Genomic DNA, 24511 nt, shown 5'->3' with positions numbered 1-24511 from the left:
GCGGGAGAAAGGCTCCAAAAAGCCGTGCGCTGGCGTGCGACGGCCGCGCCGCCACCATGCCGGGCGCGCCCATTCTCTGCTACCGTTCCGGCCCGATCCCGGCTCCGAGTTCATCGATGGCATCCGTTCCCCGCATTCTCTCCGTCGGCGCGCTGACGCAGGACACGATCTATCGGCTGGACGAACTGCCGCGCGGGCCGGGCAAATTCATCCCGATCGAGGCCGTGCAGAATGCCGCCGGCATGGCGTCGAGCGCCGCCACCGCCGCGAAACGCCAGGGTGCCGACGTCGCGCTCTGGGCCAGCGTGGGCGAAGACTCGCTCGGCCAGGAACTGATCGCAGAACTATCGGCCGAGGGCATCGATTGTTCCGGCATCCGGCGGGTCGCCGGTGCGCGCTCGGCCATTGCCACCATCCTCGTAGACGCGCGCGGCGAGCGCATGATCGTGCCGTTCTACGATCCGCGCGCCACCACCGCACCGGCTGCCCTGCCCTTCGATATCAGCCAATTCGACGCCGTGCTCGCGGATGTACGCTGGCCGGCGGCTGCTGCGATGGCGCTGCAGGCAGCCAAGGCGGCGGGCGTTCCGGCCATTCTCGACGCCGATGTCGCGGCCCGCTCGGTGATCGAGGGACTGCTTCCCTTTGCCAGCCACATCGTCGCCTCGGAGCCGGCCGCCGCCATCCTCTGCGGCGACGAGATTTCAGCGCCAGAGGCCGTACAGGCGCTGCACACCCGCACGGGCGTCTTCGTCGCCGTGACGGCGGGTGGCGACGGCACGTTCTGGCTCGACCCGGAAAGCGGTCGCGTCCGCCATACCCCCGCGCCAAAGATCACCCCCGTCGACACGCTGGCCGCCGGCGATGTCTTCCATGGCAGCTTTGCCGTCGGCCTCGCCGAAGGCTGGGACATGGAGCGCATCATCCGCTTCGCCAGCGCCGCGGCTGCGCTGAAATGCCTGAAATTCGGCGGGCGCCTCGGCGCTCCCAACCGAGCCGAAACCCTCGCCATGCTGGAAGGACACTTAGCCGGATGACACCCGACCTTCTCGAACCCCGCCTCCGCCAAGCGGCGATCCTGCCGATCGTGCAGCCGCGCTCCGTCGACTTCGTGCTGTCGCTGGTGGCGGAGCTCGCCGCGGGGGGCGCGGAGGCGATCGAGATCGTGATGCGCAGCGAGGCGGCGCTGGCATCGATCGAAGCCTGCCGCCGCGCTTTCCCGGACCTGCTGATCGGCGCCGGCACGATCCTGACCGATGAGCACTATGACGCCGCCGTCGCGGCGGGCGCCCAGTTCGGCATCAGCCCCGGCTTCCTGCCTTCCGTCTGCGCCTATGCGAAGAAGGGGCCGATCACGCTGGTGCCCGGCGTGCAGACCGCAAGCGAGGTGATGGCAGCGCAGGCGGCCGGCTTCGATCTGCTGAAATTCTACCCGTCCGAGCCGGCCGGCGGCACCGTGGTGCTGGCCGATTTCGCCAACATCTTCACCACCGCCACCTTCATGCCGAGCGGCAAGATCCAGCTTTCTCACCTGGCGGGCTACGGCAAGCTGCGCAACATCACCTCGGTCGGGGGCTCGTGGATGTATGCCGAAGGTGCGAGCGAGAGCGTCCGGGACCGGATGGCCGCCTCGCTGACCGCCATCCGCGCCGCCCGGGGCTGATCCGTCCTGTCTTGAAACGAGAGCCTCGCGCGCTCTTTAGCAACAGGGAGCCGGATTGTTTCTGGCTGAACCCTCGCGCCGCTCTCGATCGGGATGGATCATGAAAACCTACAAGGTCGGCTATTTCATCGGCAGCCTCGCCAAGGGCTCGATCAACCGCAAGCTCTCGACCGCGCTGATCAAGTTGTCGCCGCCGAACCTCCAGTTCAGCGAGATTCCGTTCAAGGACCTGCCGCTCTACAGCTACGACTATGACGCGGACTATCCACCGGTCGCCAAGGCGTTCAAGGCAGCGATCGCCGAGGCCGATGCCCTGCTGTTCGTCACGCCGGAATATAACCGCTCGATCCCCGGCGGGCTGAAGAACGCCATCGACTGGGCGAGCCGGCCCTATGGCACCAACTCCTTCGCCCGCAAGCCATCCGCCGTGATCGGCACGTCGCCCGGCGCGATCGGCACGGCCGTCGCCCAGCAGAGCCTGCGCAGCGTGCTTTCCTTCTGCAATGCGCCGCAGATGAACGCCCCGGAGGCCTATATCCAGTTCAAGCCGGGGCTGATCGACGATCATGGCGAGGTCTCGGACCCATCGACCGAAACGTTCCTCCGCGACTACATGGAAGCCTTCCACATCTTCATCGCCCGCGTCACCTCGGTACTGCCGCGCGACGCCTGACCCGTCTATCCGAGGCGGACGAGTTCCCGCGGCAGGTGGTTCAGGACTTCGATGCCGGTATCGGTGACGATCAGGCTATCCTCGATCGTCAGCGCGCCGATGCCCTTGCCGTAGAACGGCGTCTCAAAAGCGAGCGCCATGCCGGGCTCGAGGATGACGTCGCTGTCGGCCGCGAAGAAGGGCCATTCTTCCGAGCCGACGCTAGCGCCGATCGAATGACCATAGTGACCACGCCGGTAGCCTGGATAGCCGGCCGCCCGCATGGCGCCGACCGTCACCTCGAACACCTCCCGCATGGCGACGCCCGGACGGATCGCGGCTAGTCCGGCCTCGAAGGCACCTTCCAGCGCGGCATGAACGTCCCGCGCGATCCGGTCCGGCTCGCCGAAGACGTAGCTGCGCGCTGTATCGGAATTGTAGCCTTCGACGATACAGCCGACATCGGCCTTCAGGATCGCGCCGCGTACGACCGAGCCGCCGCCGCTCCAGGGATCGGAACCGACCGACATGTAGTCCCACATGCCGGTCAGACCCGTCTCGCCGCGCGTAGCAGCGGCGGCCAGGACGCCATCGCGCCACAGACGCGTCATGTCTTTCGGCGTCTGGCCGGGCTCGATGCCCGTAGTCAGCGCATGGAAGCCCGCATCGGCGAGCGAGCAGGCGCGGCGGATGCAGTCGATCTCGCGGGCCGACTTGATCGCGCGAAGCCGGCGCAGGACCTCGGAAGCATCGACCCAGTCAATCTCGGGCAGGACCCGCTGTAGCGTGGCAAAATCGGCGGCCGGCATGAATTCGAGATCGATGCCGATCCTCGATCGGGCCAAGTCGCGCTCGCGCAGCAGATCGCCCAGGACCGCGAACGCCCCGGCGGCGGAGAAGGTCGTCGGACGGGGCGGAAAGACGTCCTGGCCCCCATTGTCGCGACGATAGGCTTCGGCGACGCGCGTCGCCGTATCCGCCGGAGCATCCGTGCCGAGACCCTCTATATCGACGAGGTCGATCCACAGCGGATGGGTGCGGATGTCGATCGCCGGCGCGCGGCGCGCCAGCGCGTCGGCATTGAGATCGCCGACAACCGCGCCAAGCCGGGCGCCTGCATCCGCCGGCACCAGCGCCGTGGCGCCGCCCGCCCGTCGCCACATCGCCGGCACCCCGGCGGGCAAGCCGGTCGCATAGGTGAAGCTTTCCGGCTGGGTCAGCACCAGCGCATCCAGCCCGCGTTCCTGCAACAGGCGCTGGGCGCGCAGGCGATCCAGATCGGACATGTCTCTATCTTTCCTTCAACCAGCCGAGATGGCGGCTGCCGCCTTCGGTCCCGGCGACTCTGACAAGCCGCGAGGCCGAACTTGCGTCGCGGGAGGGTCGATCGCAAGGCCTTGGCGGCTTTACCCCGCCGGATCCGATTGACGGCGGCGATACGCGCCACTATTCCATATATATGTAATAGATCGCATGCAGAGAGAATGGTCGCCACCATGAAGTCCGTGCAACGCCCCATCGCCGAACCGGAAGCGGACGACGCCAAGGCGCCGCGCCGTTCGCGCGTCAGCGGCATGGACCGGGCGCTGCAGATCCTCGATCACCTCTACCAGACCGGCGAGCCGGCCGGCAGTTATGCCATCGCCAAGGCGGTCGGGGCGCCGCTCTCGACCATTTATGTCATTATTGATGAACTGGTGGAGCGGGATCTGCTGTCCCGCCGGGGCGACGGCCTCGTGTGGCTCGGGCCCCGCCTCTACCATTATGGCCTGGTATATGCCCGGTCGCTGGATTTCCTCGGCGAGGCCAGCCACGTCATGCATGAGCTCGGCCGGCAGATTGGCGAGACCGTGCAGATCTGCGGCCGCGACGGCGACCACATGGTGGTGCTCGCCATGGCGGATGGCCCGGGCCATTTTCGCGTCATGTCGGAAGTCGGCACCCGCGTGCCGCTGAACTGGACCGCGTCGGGACGGCTGCTGATCGGCCATCTGCCGGATGCCGAGCGGGTCGCCATTTTCAGCCGCAGTGCCAAGGCGTCGCCGACCGAAAAGGCGAAGACCGACGCCGCAGCCCTCTCCGAACTCGCGGGCGAAGCGTTTGAAAAGAGGCTGTCGATCCAGATCAGCGAGACCGATTTCCTCGTCTCCTGCGTCGCTTCGCCGATCTGCGACGAGTCAGGCGCCTGTGTCGCGACGATTTCCATCGTGCTGCCGGAGCACAAGGTGGTGGCCAATCCCGAGCTTTACGGCAAGGCGGTCCGCGACGCCTCGGAATCGATCGAGCGCAAGCTAGGCTGGCGCGAACGCTAGGCTCCGACGACCGGCCTAGTCCTCGACGGCGACGACCGCCTCTATTTCGACGGTGATCTGGTTCGGCAGCGAGCCCATGCCGACGGCCGAGCGAGCATGGCGGCCCTTGGTTTCACCGAACACGTCTAGAAACAGGTCCGAGCAACCGTTGATCACCTGCGGATGCTGGGTGAAATGCGGCACCGCATTGACCATGCCAAGCAGCTTGACGACACGCCGGACCTTGTCCAGCGAACCCAGCGCTTCCTGCATCACGGCCAGCAGGTTGAGCCCGGTAATGCGGGCATGCGCATAGGCCTGCTCGACCGTCACATCGTCGCCGACACGGCCGTGATGCTCGAAACCGTCGCCCTGCATCGGCCCCTGCCCCGACAGGAACAGCAGGTTCCCCTCGCGGACATGCGTGACGAAATTCGCGACCGGCGGCGGCACGCTCGGCAATTCGATGCCTAGCGCGCGCAGGCGATCATAGGGCGAGCCGCCCTCGGCTGCAGGGGCGGCAGTCAGATTGTGGCGCATTCGATGACCCGTTTTCCGCCCCGCGCATCGGAGCCCTGCTTGTCGAGATGCGGCGGGATCGAGCATATCGCGACCCGCACCGCTTAATTCCATAATTGTGTAATTGCGCTCATTAGAGCGGAACGTTAGCATCCTCCTCGACGAGGTCAAGCCCGGCGAGCCAGGACCGCGGACGCCAACGGGATGGGGAAGTTACCATGCAGGATCGAATGGCTCAGCGCGGACGGCTGGCCGGCAAGACCGCCATCGTGACGGGCGCCGCCGGCGGTATCGGCCGCGCCACGGTGGAGGCCTTCCTCCGCGAGGGCGCCCAAGTCGTGGCGATGGACCTCACCGCGCCGCTGGCCCGCATAGCGTTCGAAGGCGACGGCGTGATCCGGATCGCCTGCGATCTGGCGGACCGCGCCGCGATCCAGGCCGCGACCGACGAGGCGGTGTCGAAGCTCGGCGGCCTCGATATCCTCGTCGCCTCGGGAGCGCTGAAGGGCGGCACCGGCAATTTCATCGATCTCACTGACGCGGACTGGGACCGCTATGTCGACGTCAACCTGACCGGCACCTTCCTCGCCTGCCGCGCCGCGGCGCGCGCCATGGTCGCAGGCGGCAAGGGCGGCCGGATCATCACCATCGGCTCCGTCAATTCCTTCCTGTCCGAGCCGGAGGCGGCGGCCTATGTCGCGGCCAAGGGTGGCGTCGCCATGCTGACCCGCGCCATGGCGGTGGACCTCGCCAAATATGGCATTCTCGCCAACATGATCGCGCCGGGGCCCGTCGATGTAACCGGCAATAATACCGGTTACAGCGAACCGAAACTGGCCGGCGAAGTGCGCGACGAGGTAGCGCTCGGCCGCCCCGGCCTGCCGCAGGAAGTCGCGACCGCGGCCGTCTTCCTGGCCGAAGCCGGATCGAGCTTCATCACCGGTTCGACGATCACTATCGATGGCGGGATGTCGGCGATGATCTTCGGCGGCATGCGGGGACGCTGACCAGGCCACAGCGTATCTCGACAGGCGGGGCATCAGATGATGGAGGGCGGGATTTGCATACGGTTCACACATTGAAGCGCGAGGTCGGCGTGGCGGCGCGCATCCTTCAGCGTGAAGCCGTGGTGCCCCGGCAGCAAGGTGTCGAACTCGATCGCCGCCAGCTTGCGGACCGTCTCGCAGATCGCGCCGACATCGCAGTCCGCAATGTCCTGGATGGCAACCTTGCCGCCGTGAAACAGGGCATCGCCCGCTACCAGCATTTTTCGTCGCTTGGTCGTGACGAGATAGCTCACATGGTCATGGCTGTGGCCCGGCGTCAGGATCATCTGCACGGCGACGTCGCCGAAGCGCCGAACCTCGTCCGGCTGCCAGACGCTGTCGACCGGGCAGGCGTGATAGACATAGTCGGGCGGGTAGACGCCGCCGCGTTTCGCCTTGCCAAGGCTGATGCCCTCCTCGTCGCCCTGGGAGACCATCGCCGCCGTCGCCGCGCCGGCATGAACGGTAAGTCCGAGCCGCTCGCGCAGCGCCGCGGCGCCGCCGGAGTGATCGGCATGGCCATGCGTCAGCAGCAGATGGCGGACGCTCGACGGATCGATGCCGTCTTCGGCCAGCACGTTCAACACGCCTTGCGGATCGCGTCCTGCCCCGGCGTCGAACATCAGCCAGCCGCCATCGGCCGCGACGAGGAACACGTTGCAGTCAAAGGCGTCGGTCAGGTCGAACCCGCCGCCGCCGCTCATAACCAGATGAAGACCCTCTTCGATACGCACGTCCGTCTCGACTCCCGCTCGGGTTTGAGGATGCGGCGGCCGATGCCGTCGCGGGCTGAAGGATGCAACGAAAGCTTGGCAAATCCAGCGGAACGGGCGCCTGCCCTGCCGCTGGAAAATCGTGAATCACGAAGGATCTAGAGAATGCATACGGGCGCCTTTTCCGACATATCCTGGGACCAGGACGGCAAGCAGGTCGGCTTCTTCAGCTTCCCCTATTCGATCGACCGCTCGCCCTATTACCAGATCAAGATGCCGGTCTGCCGGATCAGGAACGGCGAGGGACCGAGCCTGGTGCTGATGGCAGGCAATCATGGCGACGAGTATGAGGGCGAGCTGACGCTGCTGAAGGCGATCCGCCTGATCGAGGCGTCCGACATCAAAGGTTCGCTCACCATCCTCACATCCGCCAACACGCCGGCGGTGATGGCGGCCAAGCGCTGTTCGCCCTTCGATGGCGGCAACATGAACCGCGCCTTCCCCGGCAATCCGTTCGGGGGCCCGACCCAGCGCATGGCGCATTTCATCGAGCACGAGATCTTCCCGCGGCACGAGGTGGTGCTGGACCTCCACTCCGGCGGCACCAGCATGGACCACCTGATCTGCAGCCTCATCGAGCGGCTTGGCGACGGCGAACGCTATGCGCGCGGCCTGGAACTGATGCGCTCGATGCGCCTGCCCTATGGCATGATCGCCGACAACGGCCCGGACTCGCCGACCTCGATGGCGGCGGCCTTGCGCGCCGGCTGCATCGCGCTGTCGGGCGAATTCGGCGGCGGCGCCACGGCGACCAAGACCAGCATGGCCGTCACCCAACGCGCCGTCGACAATCTGTTGCAGGCCGTCGGGCTGACCAGCCGGCCGATCCTCTATCTGGAGGCGGACCGCGGCCCCGAGACCGTCATTCTGTCGACCGGCGGCCAGTCGCTGTTCGTCTATGCCGAGCGCGAAGGCTGGTTCGAGCCCGCCGTCGATATCGGCGACACGGTGGCGGCCGGCGACATTTGCGGCTGGCTGCACGATCTGGAGCGGCCGCTGGAAGAGCCGCTGATGTTGCGCTTCCAGGAAGGCGGCATCGTGCTGACCCGCCGCCTGCACACACACAGCCAATCGGGCGACTGCCTGATGAACCTCGCCAGGTTCGAGTAAGGCGGGGTGCCGGAGGGCGGCCGGCGCCGGGCCGGCCGTCGGGACGTAAAACCTCATCGCGGAGATTCCTGCGGTGACCGGTCGATCAAACGGGCCTTGACCCGGGAGGTCACCATGCTAGGCTTCTGTTGTAATGAATTCAATTCTATAAATATGGAATATATCGAATCCGCGCCGGGCCGATGGCCCTGCCCGCAGACCGGCTCGCAGAAGCTCGGCAATCGGGAAATGGGTCGGCACGGGACAGCGAAGTCCAGAGAACAGCAACGGGGAACGACATGTTGAAATCCAGATTCCTGACCGCCGGCGCCGCCATCCTGGCAACCGCACTCTCCGCCTCGACGGCGCTCGCCGACATCACCATCCTGGCCTGGCCGGGCGAGCCGGCCGAGTCCGCCTTCCGCAAGGTGCTCGACCTCTACAACTCGACCGAAGGTGCGAAGAACAATTCGAAGGCCTCGGTGATCTATTTCAGCCAGCAGGGCTTCAAGGAGAAGATGCTGGCCGACGTCGCCGCTGGCTCGAAGGAATTCGACGTCATGCTGACGGCGACCTATGACGTCGGCCTCTATGCGCCCTTCATGACGCCGATCGACGACCTCATCACCGACGACGTCTACAAGGTCGTCTCGAAGAACTCGATCGAGACGCAGAAATATGAAGGCAAGACCTACGGCATCCCGACCGACCTCAGCCTGCACTTCCTCTATTACCGCAAGGACCTGATCGACCAGCTCAATACCGATCCGGCCTGGAAGGCGAAATACGAGGAGATCTCGGAAAAGATCCTCGGCAAGAAGCTGTCGCCGAAGCCGGCCGACCAGTGGGACTGGGACGATTTCATCGCCTCCGCCCTGTTCTTCACCAAGTCGATCAATCCCGACAGCCCGGTCCGCTACGGCACGGTGCTGCAGATGAAGAACCTGCTCTACAACATCATGCTGTGGCAGGGCACGGTCGCCAGCAATGGCGGCAACTGGCGTGACAAGGACGGCAACATCACCGTCGACTCGCCCGCCTTCAAGCGCGGCCTTGAGATCTACAAGATCATCACCGACAACGAAGCGACGCCCGGCGACAGCTCGACCTATGAATATGGCGAGGCCAACAGCGTGTTCGGCGCCGGCCAGGTCGCCTTCATGCTGCAGTGGAACGCGGCCGTTCCGGAATTCAACGACGCCACCAAATATCCGACGGTTGCCGGCAAGCTCGGCCTCAGCCATGAACCCGCCGGCTCGGAAGGTCCGAAGACCCACTTCCACAGCCTCGGCCTCGGCATCAACAAGAATACCGCGAAGCTGGACGAGGCGAAGGCGTTCCTTTCTTGGCTCGCCACCGCCGAGCCGATGAAGCTCTACGCCAAGGAAGGCGGTTCGCCGCCGCTCGCCGAGGGCCTGATGGCGGAGATCGCCGGCGACCGGCCGGAAATGCTGCTGATGGGCGAGCACGCCGCGAAATACGGCTTCGTCATGGACGGCGCCACCAGCGCCAAGGCGATGGGCATCTACACCAACATGGCCGAGAACTTCACCGGCTACTGGACCGGCGAGATCGAGCAGGACGAGGCGATCGCCAATGTCGTCGCCGACATGAAGAAGGCCTTCGCCCAGTAATATCCATCCGGTGACCTCAGGCTGTCGCGGGAAACCCTCGCGACAGCCTCCGCGCCCAGGAGCCCGAATGTCCTACGCAAGCTTCGAGAGCAAGGAGCAGGCCTCGGCCCGCGCCCTTCTCGTGCCACTCTGCCTGTTCATGGGCGCGCTGCTCGGCTTTCCGACGCTGATCAACCTCTGGTATTCGTTCAGCGACGTCTCGTTCCAGAACATGATCGGCAGTTTCGTCGGCATCGACAACTACGTCGCTGCCGTGACCAATCCGAAGATGTGGCAGGCGCTGCGCTTCTCGCTGCAATTCGCCGTCATCTGCACCACGATCGAGGTCGGCGCGGCCCTGATCCTCGTCTTCATCCTGCATCCGCTCCTGGTCAAGCGACCGTGGATGACGGCGATCCTGATGCTGCCGATGATGGTGTCGCCGGCGCTGATGGGGGTGATGTACCGGCTGATCCTCAATGAATTCACCGGCGCTGTTCCGGTCTATCTCGAGATGATGGGCTATGCCGTCAACTTCCTCGGGCGCGGCAACATCTACAAGACCGTGGTCGCCATCGAGGTGCTGCAGTGGACGCCCTTCGCGTTCCTGATACTGCTGACGGCGCGCCAGACCGTCTCCTACGAACTTGAGGAAGCCGCCGCCGTCGATGGCGCGACGGGCTTCCGCTCGACCTTTCACATCCTGCTGCCGATGATGAAGCCGGCGCTGGTGATCGTCCTCTTCGTGCGCTTCATCGACAGCTTTCGCGTGTTCGACCACATCTACGTGCTCACCGGCGGCGGTCCCGGCAACCTGACCACGTCGATCAGCATCTACATCTACAAGCTGTTCTTCGTGCAGAACACGTTGGGCGAGGCCGTCGCCGTCTCGATCCTGCTGCTCTTGATGTCGCTCACCCTGATCGTGGTGGCGATGCGTCTCGTGGTCCGGAGGAGCTGACATGATCGTCTCGCGTCACAGCCGGCTCGACAGCGTCGCGCATTTCCTGCGCTGGGTGGTGTTCGTCGCGGTCGCGCTTCTGGTCAATTTCCCGATCCTGTCGACGGTGCTGACCTCGTTCAAGACCAATGCCGACATCAACGCCTACCCGCCGAAATGGATCTTCTCGCCGACGCTGGAGCACTATCGCGCGGTGCTCGCCTCGCCGAACGTGAACTATTCGCACTACATCATGAACAGCATCGTCATCGCGACGCTGGGGACGATCTTCGCCATCGTGCTGACCCTGCCTGCCGCCTACGCCATGGTGCGGCAGGGCGTCGGACGGACCTGGCTGCTCCCCATCATCACCAACCTGCGCGCGCTGCCGCTAATCATCTTCGCGATCCCGTTCTACTTCATGTACAAACAGGTCGGCCTGCTCGACACGCGCATCGGCCTCGCCCTGATCAGCTGCATCATCAACATCCCGATCGCCCTGGTGATGTTCGTCGGTTTCGTGCAGGACGTGCCGCGCGAACTGGACGACGCCGCCAAGATCGACGGCGCGTCGATGTGGAAGACGCTCTGGCATGTCGTGCTGCCGCTGAGCCGCCCGGTGATGCTCGCCGTCTTCCTGCTATCCTTCATCTACAGCTGGAACGAGTTCCTGTTCGGCCTGATCCTGACCACCAAGAACGCGGTCCCGGTAACGGTCGGCGCCACCTTCTTCGTCACCTCGCGCGGCATCGAATGGGGCCCGACGGCGGCGGCCATGACGATCGGCATCCTGCCGCCGCTGATCCTCGGCCTGTTCGCCTATCCCTATATCGGCAAGTCGATGCTTGCCGGCGCGGTCAAGGGCTAGCCCTCCACCCCGCCTTTTCTGGAAAACGGGTATCATGCAACCGACAGCCTATACCGACGCCGCCGCGCGCATCCGCGATCATGTCCGCCACACGCCGCTGGTGCCCGCCGCGCCCTCACCCCGCAAAGGCGACCTGGCCGAGCTCTGGTTCAAGCCGGAATGCCTGCAGGTCTCGGGCTCGTTCAAGGCGCGCGGGGCGTTCAACTCGGTGCTGTCGCTGCCGGAAGAAGTGCGCAGCCGAGGCGTGGTCACCGCCTCGGGCGGCAATTTCGGCGCGGCGATCGCCTATGCCGGGCAACAGCTGGGCGTGCCCGCCAGTGTCTGCGTCATGACGACCTCGACGGAGCTGGCGCGCCAGCGCATCGCCTCCTATGGCGCGGAGCTGCATGTGGTCGGCGCGTTCTGGGACCTTTCCTGGGAGGCCGGCCGCAAGCTGGCCGAGGAACGCGGCGGCGCCCTCCTCCACCCGTTCGCCGATGAGGCGACGATCGCCGGCCAGGGTACCATCGGCCTGGAGATCCTCGAGGACATGCCGGATGTCGATACGGTGGTGATCTCGATCGGCGGCGGCGGGCTGATCGCCGGCATCGCCGAGGCGATCAAGCAGCGCAAGCCCGGCGTGCGCATCGTTGGCGTCGAGGCGGCCGGCTGCCCGACACTCTTCGAGTCCCGCAAAGCTGGAAAACCGGTCATGCTCGAAAACGTCGTCACCAACGTGCCGATCCTGGCAGCCCGCGCGACCGCGCCGATCAATTTCGAGATCATCGAGCGCTGCGTCGACGAACTCGTTCTGGTGCCGGAAGACGAGCCACTCGCGGCGGCGGAATGGATGTGGAAAAACACCGGGCTCGCCGTGGAGCTTGGCGCAGCGACGGCAGCAGCCGCGGTTCTCAACAGCCACATCAAGCTCACTGCCGGCGAAAAGACGGTTGTCGTCCTCTGCGGCAGCGGCAATGACGGCCTCGGCATCAAGGCCTAGTCAAGGCGCGGGAGGCGGCGGCCGAAGGGCGCCACCTCCCCGTTCGTTGGTCAGACTGCATCGACGGTAGAGCTCGGGACCTTGACGCCGAGCTTGGCGGCAAAGCCTTCCAGCGCGGCCCAGGTGACGTTGTCGACCGGAATGCCTTCCACGGCGCGCTTCTTGGCCTCGACCTTTTCGATATCGCCCGGCGCATGAACCGTCTGGCCCGGCTTGCCCGGCTGGGCGCGCAGGTCCTCGACGAAGGAGGAGATGCGGGCGTCGAACATCGACAGCGTCTGGAACATCGCCGGGGACAGCAAGATAAAGAAATGGCCGATCTGGATGGGCTTGGAGAAGTCCGGACCGTTGAACGACGCCATCGTCTTGCCATGGCCCATGCCGGTGAAGGCCGAGCAGAGAATGTCGATCATCGCGGCGAGACCGGAGCCCTTATAGCCGAAGCCGGCGCCGCCGACCGGGGCGACCCAGACGGCCGCATTGGGGTCGGTGGTGAAATGGCCCTGATCGTCGACCGCGACTTCCTCGGGAAGCGGCGTGCCGGTGGCGCGGCGCAGGCCGACCCGGTTGAACGGGATGGAACTGGTCGCCATGTCCAGCAGCAGCGGATCCTCACCCTCGACCGGGACGGCGAAGGAGAGCGGGTTGGTGCCGAAGAAGGCGGCCGCGCCGCCATGCGGGACCACCATGGCATCGGCATGGGTCATGCCGATCGCGACATAGCCCTTGGTCGCGGCATATCGCGTGTAGCAGCCCGTGGCGCCGTGATGGGTCGAGCGGCCGACGGTCGCAACCGCGACGCCGGTCTTGTCGGCAAGCTTCGCGGCCTCGTCGATGGCGCGGTAGCTGGCGAAATGGCCAAAGCCGTCATCGGCATCGATATGAACGGCTGAAGCCGCCTTTTCGGTCACGGTCAGCGTCGGCGTCTTGTTGATCCGGCCGCCCGTGACGCCCTGCATGTAGAAGGGGATCAGGCGAACGCCGTGCGTGTCGAACGCGCGGGATGAGGCGTCGACCAGGGCGCGCGCACAGGCTTCCGCGCTCTCCGCGCTGACGCCGGCTGCCTTGAACAGGTCGGCGACGAACGGTTCCACGTCACGGGCCGCGGCACGAACGCCGGCGATCTTTTCCAAGGCCATGTCTATTCCTCAAGCAAGCGTTGAACCGGAAGCCGTCGGTCCGACTTCCTGGTTCGCCAATTCAACAAAAGCGAAGGGGTGCGAGGGTGCTCATCGCGAGCCAACGCAGCCGCGAACCCTCGTCTAAGGCGAAACCGCTCCGCATTCAAATGATGAATGAGGTGAAACACCTCAGAGCGCTTCGGAACCGCACGAAGGCGCTAATTTTCGGGGGGCCGTGCGATTTCCGGCACACGCGACAGCCCAAAACGACCATGCCGGCCTCTGCGCGTGGCAGGGCCGGCATGGGAAGATGCGGCCGGGATACCCGGCCGGAAACGTCGCCTAGCGCAGGCGCGCGACGACGTCCATGAAGCGCTTGACGCGGTCGGCGTCGACCGCGTTCCAGGTGTAGCCATCGACCTTGAAATGGGTGCCGATGACGACGCCGCTAGCGTGGTTCAGGATGTCGGTGACGTTGTCGATGTTGACGCCGGTATTGGCGAAGACCGGCACGCTGGTGACGGTCTCGCAGACCTTGCGCAGGTTCGAGGCGTCGGCTGGCTCGCCGGTGATCGGACCCGAGACGAGGATCGCGTCGGCGAGGGACGAGAAGACGGCGCTCTTGGCGCGCAGCTCGATCGGACGCTGGTCGAGCGAATGGGCGAATTCAGCGTTGATGTTGAAGAGCAGCTTCATGTCATCGCGGCCGAGATTGTGGCGCAGGCGCGATGCCTCGGCGCAATTCGGCTCCCAGATGCCCATGTCGGAAGCGAACACGCCGGTGAAGATCTCGCGCACGAAAGAGGCGCCGGTGACGGCGCCGATCGATACCGAGGCGATCGGATCCCATAGATAGTTGACGCCGAACGGAACCTTGAGCTCGGGCTTGATCGCCTGGACGATGGCCGACATGGCGGCGATGCCCGACGGCGCGCCCTTGAACACGTAGGGGCGGTCGTTCTCATTGCCGAACATGATGGCATCGACGCCGCCGGCCTGCAGCTTCTCGACATCGGCAAGCGCGTCGTCGATCAGCTTGTTGAGGCCGCCCTTGGCGTCATAGAGCGGCGAACCCGGCAGGGCGCCGATATGCGACATCGAGATGACGACCTTCTTCTTGTCGCCGAAAAAGTCAAAAACCATAGTCCGCTCCATTGCGAGAGAAACTGGGAAGGGTTGGAAACTCAGGGGGCGACGTGCACGTCGACCTTGGCGGCTTTGAGCGCTGCCGCGATCTCGGGCGGCGGCGGCGCGTCGGTGATGAGCACGTCGATCTCGGTCAAGGGCGCGACATGCACCAGCGACATGCGCTGGAACTTGGACGAGTCGCACAATGCAACCTTCAGGCCGGAACGGTTGAGATAGACCTGTTTCAGGTCGACGTCCTCGAAGGAGTAGTCGAACAGCCCGCTTTCCGTCAGGCCGGAAAGGCCGATGAAGCAGATGTCGAACCAGAGCTTCTCGAATTGCGCAACGGCCTCGGCGCCACCGACGGAGAGCTCGTCGCGACGCACCCGGCCGCCGGCGAGATAGACCTCGGCCTGGCTGGAGCCGAGCAGGGCGGCGACGCGCACGCTGTTGGTGAAAACCTTGGCATGCGCCCGCTCGCGCAGGTGGTTGGCGATCAGATAGGTCGTGGTGCCGACGTCGAGGGCGATGGTGCGATGGGCCATCGACAGACCCGCCGCGGCGACGGCGATGCGTTCCTTGGCCTCGTTCTGGCGCCGGAGACGGGCGTCGAAGCTCGGCTCCTCGCTGTCCATCGATACCGTGGTGGTCCCGACTGCGCTCACGGCGCCGCCATGGGTGCGGATCAGCCGGCCGGCGCGTTCGAGCTCAACCAGATCGCGCCGCACCGTCATGTCGGAAACCTGGAGCTGCGCGGCGATCTCGGCGACAAGCACGGCGCCCGTCGCCCGCAGGGCGTCCAGAATGGCCGCATGCCGCATTTCCGGCAGGATGCGACCGCGGGCGGCGGCGTGCGGATCGGGCTTCGGTGCGTCAACCGGGGTTTCGGACAATCAACTTTCCTGCTGCATGCGAGATCGCTCGAGTCTGGCTCCTTGCATAGCAGGAAAATAAACAAATTCAAACACGATGAACGACATTCTGTGCGAATATGTTGAATTCCTTGGCCGCGTGAAATTGCACAGGATTCAACGCAATTTCTCGACTGCCATTTCACTTAGTTTTTTCAAATAGTTAGATTTACGCTAGGGGTTTCCGCATGGTCTCTCGCGCAAAAATTAAACACGATCGACCAAAAAAGATCCTTGAGGCGTTTGAATTTGTGCGCATACAATCGCGCCGCTTACGCTGGAAGATGTCGGCCTCGTGCCGGCAAATTGCGGAGGGGGGAACGGGAGCCGCAAGGCTCTCACCCTACGAGGGACGATAATGGCATCCATCGAGCTCGATCGAGTATCCAAGATCTACGCCAACGGCGCCTATGGTGTGCGCGACGTCGATCTGAAGATCGAGGACGGCGAATTCGTGATTTTCCTGGGCCCCTCCGGCTGCGGAAAATCCACCACGCTCCGCATGATCGCAGGCCTCGAAAGCATGTCGGCGGGCGATCTCCGGATCGGCGGCCGCAGCGTCAACAACGTCGCCCCGCGCGACCGCAATGTCGCCGTGGTGTTCCAGAGCTACGCGCTCTATCCGCACATGTCGGTCTGGCACAACATGGCCTTCGGCCTGAAGATGCGGGGCGTCGCCCTTTCCGAGATCGACGCCAAGGTCGCCAAGGCTGCCGATCTTCTCGGCCTCAACCATCTTTTGCAGCGCAAGCCCGGCGCGCTTTCCGGTGGCCAGCGCCAGCGCGTGGCGCTGGGCCGCGCCATCGTCCGCGAACCGGAAGCCTTCCTGCTCGACGAACCGCTTTCCAACCTCGATGCGCAGCTTCGCGCCGAAATGCGCCTGGAACTGGTCAAGCTGCATCGCCGCCTCGGCCGCACCATCGTGCATGTGACGCATGATCAGGTCGAAGCGATGACCATGGGCGATCGCATCTGCATCATGCGCGAAGGGCGGATGATCCAGACCGGCCGGCCGCTCGACGTCTACGCCAATCCCGCCGACACCTTCGTGGCGCGCTTCCTGGCGACGCCGCCGATGAATCTGATCCCCGCGCAGCTCGAACATGAGGGCGAGAAGCTGGTGGTGCGGATCGATGCCGAGACCAGCGTCACCGTCCCCGACAAGCATTATCTGCCCTATGTCCAGAAGGCAGGCGGGCCGATCACCGCCGGCATCCGCGCCGAGGATATCTATGAGACCCAGGACCGGCCCGATTGGCAGCGCATTCGCGTCAAGGTCGTCGCGGTCGAAGCGCTGGGCGCGGAAAACATCCTGATCGGCCAACTCGGTCGCGACAAGCCGATCGAAATCCAGGCGCGGCTCGGCCGGCATGTCTTCGCGCCGGTGGACTCGATGATCGACCTCTATGTCGATGTCGAGCCGATGCATCTCTTCGATTCAGAAACCGGCAAGGCGGTCGCGCGACCGCCTCTGCCGGTCGGTCGCTAAGGCGAGGGTTCCATGCGCAAGTTCGGCCTGCATTTCGGTTTGATTCTGGCATGCGTGGTCGTGCTGCTGCCGCCGCTTTGGGCGTTGCGCACCAGTCTGGTGCCGGAATCCATGTCCTACAGCACGGAGATCTTCCCGGCCTTCACGCTGGACAACTATACCGGCCTGTTCGCCAAGAACCGGTTCGGCACCTTCTATGTAAACAGCCTGATCGTGGCGCTCGGCTCGGTCATCGTGGCCCTCCCCTTCGCCGCCTGCACCGGCTACGCCTTCGCCCGCTTTCGCACCGGCGGGCGCTTCGCCCGGTTCGCCGTGCTGGCGACCCAGATGCTGCCTCCCGTAGCGCTGGTGCTTCCCGCCTTCGCGCTGCTGCGCGGCGCCGGCCTGACCAATTCGCTGCCCGGCCTTATCCTCGTCTATTCCGCGCTCAACCTGCCGTTCCTGACCTGGATCCTGATGGGATTCTTCGAAGGCGTGCCGGTCGACATGGAATGGGCGGCGATGACCGATGGCGCGACCGCCTGGGGCGCGTTCTGGCGGATTGTCCTTCCGATCTCGCTGCCTGGCCTTGCCGCGGCGGGCGTGCTCGGCTTCATTCTCTCGTGGAACGAGTTCCTGTTTGCCCTCGTCTTGAGCGGGCCGCAGACCGCCACGATACCCGTTTCGCTGGCTGCCTTGCAGACATCGAATGGCGTGCAGATTGCCAAGGTTTCGGCAGGTGTGGTGCTGGCCATCCTGCCGCTCGTGATCGCTTCGCGTTTCATCCAGCGCTTCATCATTCAGGGATTGACGTTCGGCGGTGTCAAATAAGCCGCAAGGCATCGCATCGCCGGCACAATGAGGAGAAAATCATGACGCTGAAACGGATTCTACTCGCAGCCGCCGGTGTTGGCGCGCTGCTGGCGACGGCTCCGGCCTATGCCGACGACATCGTCCTGCGCGCCCTGATGGAGGATGTGCCGGAGACCCAGATCATCGAGACGATGCTGCCCGATTTCGAGAAGGAGACCGGGATCAAGGTCGAGTTCGAGAAGATCGGCTACCCGGACATGCACGACAAGCTCGTGTCACAGCTGGTCTCGCCGCAGAGCTACTACAATCTGCTCGAGGTAGACTTCCTCTGGGCGGGCGAATTTCCGGCCGCCGGCTGGCTTGCGGACCTGAAGCCGTTCATCGAGAAGTCGAACTACGACCTGTCGCCGTTCATCCCCTCGACGCTGGACCTGCTCGGCCGCACGCCGGACAGCCTGCAGATCCTGCCCATGTACAATTACTCGATGGGCCTGATCTACCGGAAGGACCTGCTGACCGATCCGAAGTTGCAGGAAGCCTTCAAGAAGGCGACCGGCAAGGACCTCGCGGTTCCCAAGACGCTCGCCGACTATGTTGAGATCTCCAAGTTCATGAAGGCCAATGCCGACGTCGCGGGCGCTGCCATGCAGGGCCAGCGCGGCGACCCGAACAGCATGGAATTCTCCAACTACCTGTTCTCGGCCGGCGGCAGCTATCTCGGCGACGGCAAGAAGGTCACGCTCGACAGCCCCGAGGGCAAGGTCGCGCTCGACCTCTATGTCGACAACATCAAGAACGGTGCGCAGCAGGGCGCGCTTTCCGCCAATCTCGACGACACGCTGCGCCTGATGTGCAGCGGCAAGGCGTTCAGCATGGTCACCTATTGGTGGATGCTGCCGCAGATCGACAATGCGGAGAAGTGCCCTGACGTGGCCGGCAAGGTCGCGCTCACCACCATGCCGGGCGGGCATGGCGAAAGCGGCGGCTGGGGCTGGGGCATTCCCAAGAATGTCAGCCCGGAAGAGCAGGAAGCCGCCTGGAAGTTCATCCAGTGGGTGCAGAGCAAGGACGTCTCGGTCGCCCGCGCCCTGCAGGGCCACGCGCCCGTCCGCTCCGACGTCTACACGGACGCCAAGGTGCTCGAGAAGTACCCCTACTACAAGGAAGCCCAGGAGATCGTCGCGACCGGCAAGTCGTTCCCGATCTTCGCCTATTCCGCCCAGTATGAGGACGTGCTCGGCACGCATCTCTCGCAGGCCGGCGGCGGCGAGGCGACCACCGACGACGCCCTGAAGGGCGCGGCCAAGGGCCTCGAGGAACTGCTGGCCAAGTAAGGCCCGGCAACCGGCACTTCGCCGTCACCACAATGCGGGAGCGCGGCGCCAAGCTGCGCTTCCGTCGCCGGACAACCGGAAACGCCGCGCCGCGCGCTCGACAAGCAGAAACATCGGACGGGACCTTATGACAGGCTGGATGAACTGGGCGCATCGGGAAGCGCGGACGGGATGGGCCTTCGCCTCGCCCGGACTGATCCTGCTCGCCATCGTCATGGGCTTTCCGCTGCTCTATGCCTGCGTGCTTTCGGTCTCGTCCTATACGCTGCTGAAGCCTGCGATCCTGCCGATCGTCGGTGCCGACAATTTCGCCACCATGATGGGAAGCGACCGCTTCTGGAACGCGACCTGGCTGACAGTGAAGTACTCGGTCATCACCGTGACTGGCGAATTCGTCATCGGCCTTGGCATCGCGCTGATGCTGAACCGGGTCGTTCGTACCAAGCCCTATTACTTCGCCATTCTCACCATCCCGATGGCGATGTCGCCGGTCAGCGTCGCGCTGATCTGGCGCATGCTGCTGCAGCCCAATCTCGGCATCGTCAATCACCTGATGGAAACGATCGGCCTGCCGCGCCTGGACTGGCTGGGCTCGCCGAGCCTGGCGCTCTGGACCATGGCCGGCATCGACATCTGGCAGCAGATGTCCTTCGTCGTGCTGATCCTGGCGGCCGGCCTCGCCTCGCTGCCGCGCGAGCCCTATGAGGCCGCCGAAGTCGATGGCGCGCTCGGCTGGCAGCAATTCTGGTTCATCACCCTGCCGATGCTGCGCCCGGTCGCGGCGATCACGGTGATCATTCAGCTGATCAATGAATTCCGCACCTACGACCTGCCCTATGTGCTGACCAAGGGCGGCCCCGGCACCTCGACCGAAGTGCTGAGCTTCTTCGCCTACCGCCAGGCCTTCCTCGGCCTGTCGATCAATGAGGGCGCCGCGGCTGCCTTCGTGCTGCTGGTGATCGTGCTGGCGATGACGGTGGTGTTCTTCGCCCTGCTGGAGCGCCAGTCGAAGCCGTAGCGACAGTTCCTGCATCGACCAAAAGAGGCGGCGATCCTGCGATCGTCGCCTTTTGCTTTTCCCGACGCCGATCGCCGCTAAGAAGCCTTGCGAAGCGGCGTCTTCAGGAATTGTCGATTGACGCAATTGGTGAGCCGCCCCTCGTTCAGATAAGCGAGGATGCACTCGACCGCCTTGCGCTGCATGTCCTTCATCGAGGCCGGGCTGTAGAAGGCGGCATGCGGGCTCAACACGAGCCGGCCGTCGATCCAGGCCTCCCGGGCGCCCCAGGCAGCGATCAGCGGGTGGCTGCGATCCGCGGGCTCTTTCGGCAGCACATCAAGCCCGGCGCCGGCGACGCGACCGTCCCGAAGGGCTTCCGTCAAGTCGTCGAGGTTGACGATCGGCCCGCGCGCCGTGTTGATCAGGATCAGCCCCGGCTTGGCCGCCGCGAAAGCCCCGGCATCGATGAACCCATGGGTCTCCGCGCTGAGCGGCGCATGGACGGACAGCACGTCGCTGATCGACATCAACTCATGCAGGCTGTGCACGCGCTCATAGCCGGTCGCGAGCTCGACCCCGTTCGAAAGATGCGGATCGTAGAAGACGACGCGCATGTCGAAGGCGGCCGCCCGCCGTGCCGCGGCGAGGCCGATGCGACCAAGGCCGACGACGCCGAACGTCGCGCCGCGCAACCGCCGGACCAGCGGCGCGCGCGAGAAACTCCAGCCATTCGCCGGATCGCTATTGAGCAGGCGGTCATAAGTCTCAGTACCGCGCGTGAGCGCCAGCATCAGGGCAATGGCATGGTCGGCCACCTCGGTGGTGCCATAGTCCGGCACGTTGCAGACCGGAATGCCGCGCGCGCCCCAGCCTTCGAGATCGAGATTGTCGTAGCCGACGCCCTCGCGCACGACGATCTTCACCCTGGCGAAGTCATCGAGATCCGCCGGCACTGGCAGTGTCGCCGAGCAGTTGATCAGCGCATCCGCGGCGGCGCTGCGCTCGCCCGCCAGGCGGTAATCCGGACTCGTCGGGGTCGGGTCGATATCGAAGTCCACGCTTGAGCCGAACAGGCGCGCGAGTTCCTCGTTTTCGGGCGGATACCAATTGGCCTTCAGAATGCGCATAGTGCTCCTCACCGGTTTTTGGCCCACCTTCATGCTGGCCTTGGCCAGATTGTTAACAGTAGACTGCAGCGATGAGCAAGAGCCCCGTGACCCCTGCCCTGGAGCGGCGCGAACGTCGCGTCCTGACCGACGATGTCGCGGATTCGATCCGTGAAGCCATTCTGAGCGGCCGTATCCAAGGCGGCGAGCGGCTGATCGAGGACGAACTGGCAGAAAGCCTGAAGGTGAGCCGAGGGCCGATCCGGGCCGCAATTTTCCGGCTGCAGCAGGAAGGGCTGGTGGTGCATGAGACACATCGCGGCGCGACGGTCGCCCGCGTATCGGCCGAAGATGCCGAGGAGATCTACACCTTGCGCCGCGCCCTGGAACGGCTGGCCACGGAGAACGCCTGTTTGAAGGCGACCCAAGCCGACTTGGCGCCGCTCGACGCGATTCTGCTGCTTTTCCAGTCAGTTCCGCGTGCCAGCATGACGCGCCGCCGGGTCGCCGAACTCGATATCGACTTCCATGACGCCCTGTTCCGCGCCGCGCATCACGGCCGGCTCTATCGCGCCTGGGAAGCGCTCCGCTCGCAGATCTTCGTCTTCCTGCTGCTGCGCGACGGGCTGCCCGACGACTACCTGACCTCGTGGTACCGCGACCATGCCGATTTGCTGCAGAAGGTGCGCGAGGGGGACGTGGTCAAGGCAGTCACCGCCATCGACGAACATATCCAGGGCGCCTATGCGCGCCTCAAGGAACATCTCCAGCAGGATGTTCCGGCCTGAAAAGGCTGGGCGGAAGGCGCGAGCCGTCAGGGCGACATTGTTAACAATGCGGGTGACGAGGTCAGGCGGGTGCGTTAGCCCCGCCTGACCCGGAGCAGATTACGCGTTGGCGAAGCTCTCGCGGAACATTAGGTTCAGTTCCGCCACTACCGAGGCCGCGGGTTCGCCGGCCTTCAGCGCGACGTTGATGCGCTTCGCGGCCGCGTCCTGGAACTCCATGTAGCCATTATGGCGCGGGCGCAGCCAGGCGCCTTCCAGCGTCGGCCGGGTGTGCTCATAGAAGCCGTGCGTCGGCGCGTTGACGGCGGGATCCTCCCAGGCCGTTGCATGACCGGGCTGGCCGCCACTCGAAGCATAGAGGCCGCGCTGGATATCGGCGCTGGCGAGCCAGTAGGCGAGATCGATCGCGGCGTCCCGGTTCTCCGAATAGGCCGAAACGGCGATGCCAGTGCCGCCGAGCGCCGAGCCCACAGGACCATTCGATCCCAGAACCGGCATGTCGGCGAAGGCGAGGCGATGGGGGCGGAAGCCGTCGATGGCATAGTTGACATAGCCATAGAGCAGCGGCGCCACGGCAATCTCGGAGCCTTCCGCCGCGAGCTTCTCGAACACTTCAATCGGGTCGCTGTCGAAATCGGCCATGCCGTTGGCAGCCAGACTCTGCAGCAGCTCATAGACCCGAGCGCCTGCCTCCGGGTCGATCAGGTTGCCTTTGCCGGATACGTCACAGGGACGACCGAGATTGGCGGCGAGCGAATAGAAGCTCATCAGCGAATGTGGCGCCCGGAACGGCAGCAGCGCCTTGCCGGGGCCAAGCGCCAGCACTTCGTCCCAGGTCTTCGGCGGCGTGTCGATCAGGTCGGGACGATAGGCCAGCACCGGCGTCGCGGCGTCGATCGGGAACGCCCACTGGTGGCCCTGCCAGGTGTAGCTCGGATAGGACTTGCCGACGGAGCCGGCGGCCATCGCCTCACGCTCTGCCTCGCGGCCGGGGACGTCCAGCGGGGCCAGGCAGCCTTCCTTGGTGATCTGGCCGACATGCGGATGATCGATGACGATCAAATCATAGGCGCGCGCCAGTTCCTCGACGGGGAAGCTCTCGAAATCCTGCAGCGAGCGCTTGTCCCATTCGACCGCGACGCCCGTCTTCTTCAGATACAGCTCGGCGCAGGCAACCATCGGATCGTAGCCGCGCGGGTGGCTCCAGGTCATGCCCTTGAGCGTGATCGGCTTGGTCATATCTCTTCCCCCTCAAAGACCGAATTCGGCCCGGATCTCTTCCGTGTGTTCGCCAATGCGCGGCGCGGCGCGCGACAGCGGCGGGCGCTTGCCGTCGACGCGGATCGGCGAGCGGGTGGTGACGACGCGGACATTGTCGGCGCGCTCCACCGTCTGCAGCATGTCGAGCGCTGTGAAGCCCTCGCTCTGCAGCAGTTCCGGCCATTCCAGCACCTTGGCGCACCAGATGTCGGCGGGCTCGAGGATGGCGAGCCAATGCTCGGTCGTCTCGGTCGCCAGCTTGTCGGCAATCAGCCGTTTGATCGCGTCGCGCTCGGAGAACCAGCTTTTCGGCGTGTCGCGATAGAGGTCGAGCTCCGGCATGTCGAGAAGATCGGCCAGCTTCGGAATCGGCGTCATGGCGACGGCGAGGAAGCCGTTCTTGGTCGGATAGATGCCGTAGGGCGCGGAAAGATAGGCATGCGCGCTGCGGAAACTGGCGCGGGTCGGCTTGCGGCCGCCATCGTTCAGATGCGTCGTCAGCACCTCGAACTGGAAGTCGATCAGCGCTTCCATCAGGCTGGTCTCGACATGCGAGCCCTTGCCGGAGATGCCGCGCTTGACCAGCGCCGCCAGGATGCCCTGGCAAAGCGCCGCGCCGGCGAGCATGTCGGCGATGGCGAGGCCGAACGGCACCGGCCCCTGGCCCTCGTCGCCATTCAGCCAGGTGACGCCGGAACGGGCCTGCGCTAGCAGGTCCTGGCCTGGGCGAGTGACCCACGGCCCCTCGTCGCCATAGCCAGTGATCGAGCCATAGACGACGTCGGGATTGATCGCCTTGATCGTCTCATAGCCGAGGCCGAGGCGATTGATCACGCCGGGGCGGAAGTTCTGCATCACGACGTCGGCCTTGGCGAGGAGCTTCTTCAGGCTCTCCAGCTCAGCCGGGTTCTTCATGTCGACGGCGTAGCTCTCCTTGTTGCGATTGATCGCATGGAAGAGCGTGGAATCGCCGCCGATCTCGGTGTCGGTCAGGTACAGGCGACGGCAGAGATCGCCGCCATCCGGGCGCTCGATCTTGATGACGCGGGCGCCGAGATCGAGCAGCCGCAGCGCGCAATAGGGGCCGGACAGGAACTGGCTGAGATCGACGACGAGCAGGCCGTCGAGCGGCAAATCGGATTGGGACAT

At 65.0% G+C, this 24511-nt stretch carries 24 protein-coding genes; 15 read left to right on the top strand and 9 right to left on the bottom strand.

The window, feature by feature from the left end:
* The first annotated feature begins 116 nt into the window (after nucleotides 1-116).
* The 3 genes from ABIE08_RS15285 (at nucleotide 117) to ABIE08_RS15275 (ending at nucleotide 2336) form a co-directional block, all read left to right on the top strand.
* Nucleotides 117-1037 carry a PfkB family carbohydrate kinase gene (locus ABIE08_RS15285; protein ID WP_354552328.1) on the top strand — a complete coding sequence of 307 codons (921 nt, stop codon included), beginning with the start codon at nucleotides 117-119 and terminating at the stop codon, nucleotides 1035-1037.
* On the top strand, nucleotides 1034-1663 hold the full coding sequence (eda, locus tag ABIE08_RS15280) for a bifunctional 4-hydroxy-2-oxoglutarate aldolase/2-dehydro-3-deoxy-phosphogluconate aldolase (protein ID WP_354552327.1): 630 nt from the start codon (nucleotides 1034-1036) through the stop codon (nucleotides 1661-1663). Before ABIE08_RS15285 ends, eda begins: the two co-directional genes overlap by 4 nt.
* A gap of 100 nt (nucleotides 1664-1763) precedes the next feature.
* Complete coding sequence (locus tag ABIE08_RS15275; RefSeq protein WP_354552325.1) at nucleotides 1764-2336, top strand: NADPH-dependent FMN reductase; 573 nt, start codon at nucleotides 1764-1766, stop codon at nucleotides 2334-2336.
* Nucleotides 2337-2341: 5 nt separating this feature from the next.
* Here the strand turns inward: ABIE08_RS15275 and ABIE08_RS15270 are convergent, their stop codons facing one another.
* The gene (locus ABIE08_RS15270; protein ID WP_354552323.1) at nucleotides 2342-3601 is read right to left on the bottom strand and encodes a Xaa-Pro peptidase family protein; all 1260 of its coding nucleotides are present in this window, start codon (nucleotides 3599-3601) and stop codon (nucleotides 2342-2344) included.
* 210 nt (nucleotides 3602-3811) lie between these two features.
* Between ABIE08_RS15270 and ABIE08_RS15265 the strand changes: the two genes are divergently transcribed.
* On the top strand, nucleotides 3812-4627 hold the full coding sequence (locus tag ABIE08_RS15265) for an IclR family transcriptional regulator (protein ID WP_354552321.1): 816 nt from the start codon (nucleotides 3812-3814) through the stop codon (nucleotides 4625-4627).
* Between the two features lie 15 nt (nucleotides 4628-4642).
* On the opposite strand, the gene ABIE08_RS15260 is transcribed toward ABIE08_RS15265, so the two are convergent.
* Nucleotides 4643-5146, bottom strand: coding sequence for a RidA family protein (locus tag ABIE08_RS15260; RefSeq protein ID WP_354552320.1), 504 nt, complete (start codon nucleotides 5144-5146; stop codon nucleotides 4643-4645).
* Between the two features lie 197 nt (nucleotides 5147-5343).
* Here ABIE08_RS15260 and ABIE08_RS15255 point away from each other — a divergent pair, with 197 nt between their 5' ends.
* Complete coding sequence (locus ABIE08_RS15255) at nucleotides 5344-6132, top strand: SDR family NAD(P)-dependent oxidoreductase (protein ID WP_354552318.1); 789 nt, start codon at nucleotides 5344-5346, stop codon at nucleotides 6130-6132.
* Nucleotides 6133-6164: 32 nt separating this feature from the next.
* Here ABIE08_RS15255 and ABIE08_RS15250 read toward each other — a convergent pair whose 3' ends face one another.
* The gene (locus ABIE08_RS15250) at nucleotides 6165-6905 is read right to left on the bottom strand and encodes an MBL fold metallo-hydrolase (RefSeq protein WP_354552316.1); all 741 of its coding nucleotides are present in this window, start codon (nucleotides 6903-6905) and stop codon (nucleotides 6165-6167) included.
* Between the two features lie 144 nt (nucleotides 6906-7049).
* Between ABIE08_RS15250 and ABIE08_RS15245 the strand changes: the two genes are divergently transcribed.
* The 5 genes from ABIE08_RS15245 (at nucleotide 7050) to ABIE08_RS15225 (ending at nucleotide 12433) form a co-directional block, all read left to right on the top strand.
* Nucleotides 7050-8054 (top strand): succinylglutamate desuccinylase/aspartoacylase family protein, encoded by a 1005-nt coding sequence (locus ABIE08_RS15245; RefSeq protein ID WP_354552314.1) that lies wholly within the window; start codon nucleotides 7050-7052, stop codon nucleotides 8052-8054.
* Nucleotides 8055-8332: 278 nt separating this feature from the next.
* Nucleotides 8333-9667, top strand: a complete 1335-nt coding sequence (locus tag ABIE08_RS15240; RefSeq protein ID WP_354552313.1) for an extracellular solute-binding protein — start codon at nucleotides 8333-8335, stop codon at nucleotides 9665-9667.
* Nucleotides 9668-9734: 67 nt separating this feature from the next.
* The gene (locus ABIE08_RS15235; protein WP_354552311.1) at nucleotides 9735-10607 is read left to right on the top strand and encodes a carbohydrate ABC transporter permease; all 873 of its coding nucleotides are present in this window, start codon (nucleotides 9735-9737) and stop codon (nucleotides 10605-10607) included.
* Between the two features lies 1 nt (nucleotide 10608).
* A complete protein-coding gene (locus tag ABIE08_RS15230; protein ID WP_354552309.1) occupies nucleotides 10609-11454 on the top strand; it encodes a carbohydrate ABC transporter permease in 846 nt (281 codons plus the stop codon).
* A gap of 34 nt (nucleotides 11455-11488) precedes the next feature.
* Nucleotides 11489-12433: a threonine ammonia-lyase gene (locus ABIE08_RS15225; protein ID WP_354552307.1), complete on the top strand. Its 945-nt coding sequence runs from the start codon at nucleotides 11489-11491 to the stop codon at nucleotides 12431-12433.
* 50 nt (nucleotides 12434-12483) lie between these two features.
* Here the strand turns inward: ABIE08_RS15225 and ABIE08_RS15220 are convergent, their stop codons facing one another.
* From ABIE08_RS15220 to ABIE08_RS15210, 3 genes are all read right to left on the bottom strand, one after another.
* Nucleotides 12484-13572 carry an Ldh family oxidoreductase gene (locus ABIE08_RS15220; RefSeq protein ID WP_354552305.1) on the bottom strand — a complete coding sequence of 363 codons (1089 nt, stop codon included), beginning with the start codon at nucleotides 13570-13572 and terminating at the stop codon, nucleotides 12484-12486.
* Nucleotides 13573-13896: 324 nt separating this feature from the next.
* Nucleotides 13897-14697, bottom strand: coding sequence for a BtpA/SgcQ family protein (locus tag ABIE08_RS15215; RefSeq protein ID WP_354552303.1), 801 nt, complete (start codon nucleotides 14695-14697; stop codon nucleotides 13897-13899).
* A gap of 41 nt (nucleotides 14698-14738) precedes the next feature.
* Nucleotides 14739-15503 carry a DeoR/GlpR family DNA-binding transcription regulator gene (locus tag ABIE08_RS15210; RefSeq protein WP_354552807.1) on the bottom strand — a complete coding sequence of 255 codons (765 nt, stop codon included), beginning with the start codon at nucleotides 15501-15503 and terminating at the stop codon, nucleotides 14739-14741.
* Between the two features lie 448 nt (nucleotides 15504-15951).
* Between ABIE08_RS15210 and ABIE08_RS15205 the strand changes: the two genes are divergently transcribed.
* From ABIE08_RS15205 to ABIE08_RS15190, 4 genes are all read left to right on the top strand, one after another.
* Nucleotides 15952-17082, top strand: coding sequence for an ABC transporter ATP-binding protein (locus ABIE08_RS15205; RefSeq protein WP_354552301.1), 1131 nt, complete (start codon nucleotides 15952-15954; stop codon nucleotides 17080-17082).
* A gap of 12 nt (nucleotides 17083-17094) precedes the next feature.
* On the top strand, nucleotides 17095-17892 hold the full coding sequence (locus tag ABIE08_RS15200; RefSeq protein WP_266330953.1) for a carbohydrate ABC transporter permease: 798 nt from the start codon (nucleotides 17095-17097) through the stop codon (nucleotides 17890-17892).
* A 41-nt stretch (nucleotides 17893-17933) separates the two neighbouring features.
* Nucleotides 17934-19208 carry an ABC transporter substrate-binding protein gene (locus ABIE08_RS15195; protein ID WP_354552299.1) on the top strand — a complete coding sequence of 425 codons (1275 nt, stop codon included), beginning with the start codon at nucleotides 17934-17936 and terminating at the stop codon, nucleotides 19206-19208.
* 127 nt (nucleotides 19209-19335) lie between these two features.
* Complete coding sequence (locus ABIE08_RS15190) at nucleotides 19336-20226, top strand: carbohydrate ABC transporter permease (protein WP_266330951.1); 891 nt, start codon at nucleotides 19336-19338, stop codon at nucleotides 20224-20226.
* A 77-nt stretch (nucleotides 20227-20303) separates the two neighbouring features.
* On the opposite strand, the gene ABIE08_RS15185 is transcribed toward ABIE08_RS15190, so the two are convergent.
* A complete protein-coding gene (locus tag ABIE08_RS15185) occupies nucleotides 20304-21335 on the bottom strand; it encodes a C-terminal binding protein (RefSeq protein ID WP_354552297.1) in 1032 nt (343 codons plus the stop codon).
* An 86-nt stretch (nucleotides 21336-21421) separates the two neighbouring features.
* Between ABIE08_RS15185 and ABIE08_RS15180 the strand changes: the two genes are divergently transcribed.
* Nucleotides 21422-22102 (top strand): GntR family transcriptional regulator, encoded by a 681-nt coding sequence (locus ABIE08_RS15180; RefSeq protein WP_354552295.1) that lies wholly within the window; start codon nucleotides 21422-21424, stop codon nucleotides 22100-22102.
* A gap of 99 nt (nucleotides 22103-22201) precedes the next feature.
* Here the strand turns inward: ABIE08_RS15180 and ABIE08_RS15175 are convergent, their stop codons facing one another.
* The gene (locus tag ABIE08_RS15175; RefSeq protein ID WP_354552293.1) at nucleotides 22202-23341 is read right to left on the bottom strand and encodes an extracellular solute-binding protein; all 1140 of its coding nucleotides are present in this window, start codon (nucleotides 23339-23341) and stop codon (nucleotides 22202-22204) included.
* 12 nt (nucleotides 23342-23353) lie between these two features.
* The gene (locus ABIE08_RS15170) at nucleotides 23354-24511 is read right to left on the bottom strand and encodes a CaiB/BaiF CoA transferase family protein (RefSeq protein WP_354552291.1); all 1158 of its coding nucleotides are present in this window, start codon (nucleotides 24509-24511) and stop codon (nucleotides 23354-23356) included.

The organism is Kaistia defluvii (genome assembly GCF_040548815.1).
GTDB lineage: Bacteria > Pseudomonadota > Alphaproteobacteria > Rhizobiales > Kaistiaceae > Kaistia > Kaistia defluvii_A.
The sequence above is the reverse complement of the archived record's forward strand: the minus strand, read 5'-3'. Positions and strand labels throughout refer to the sequence as shown.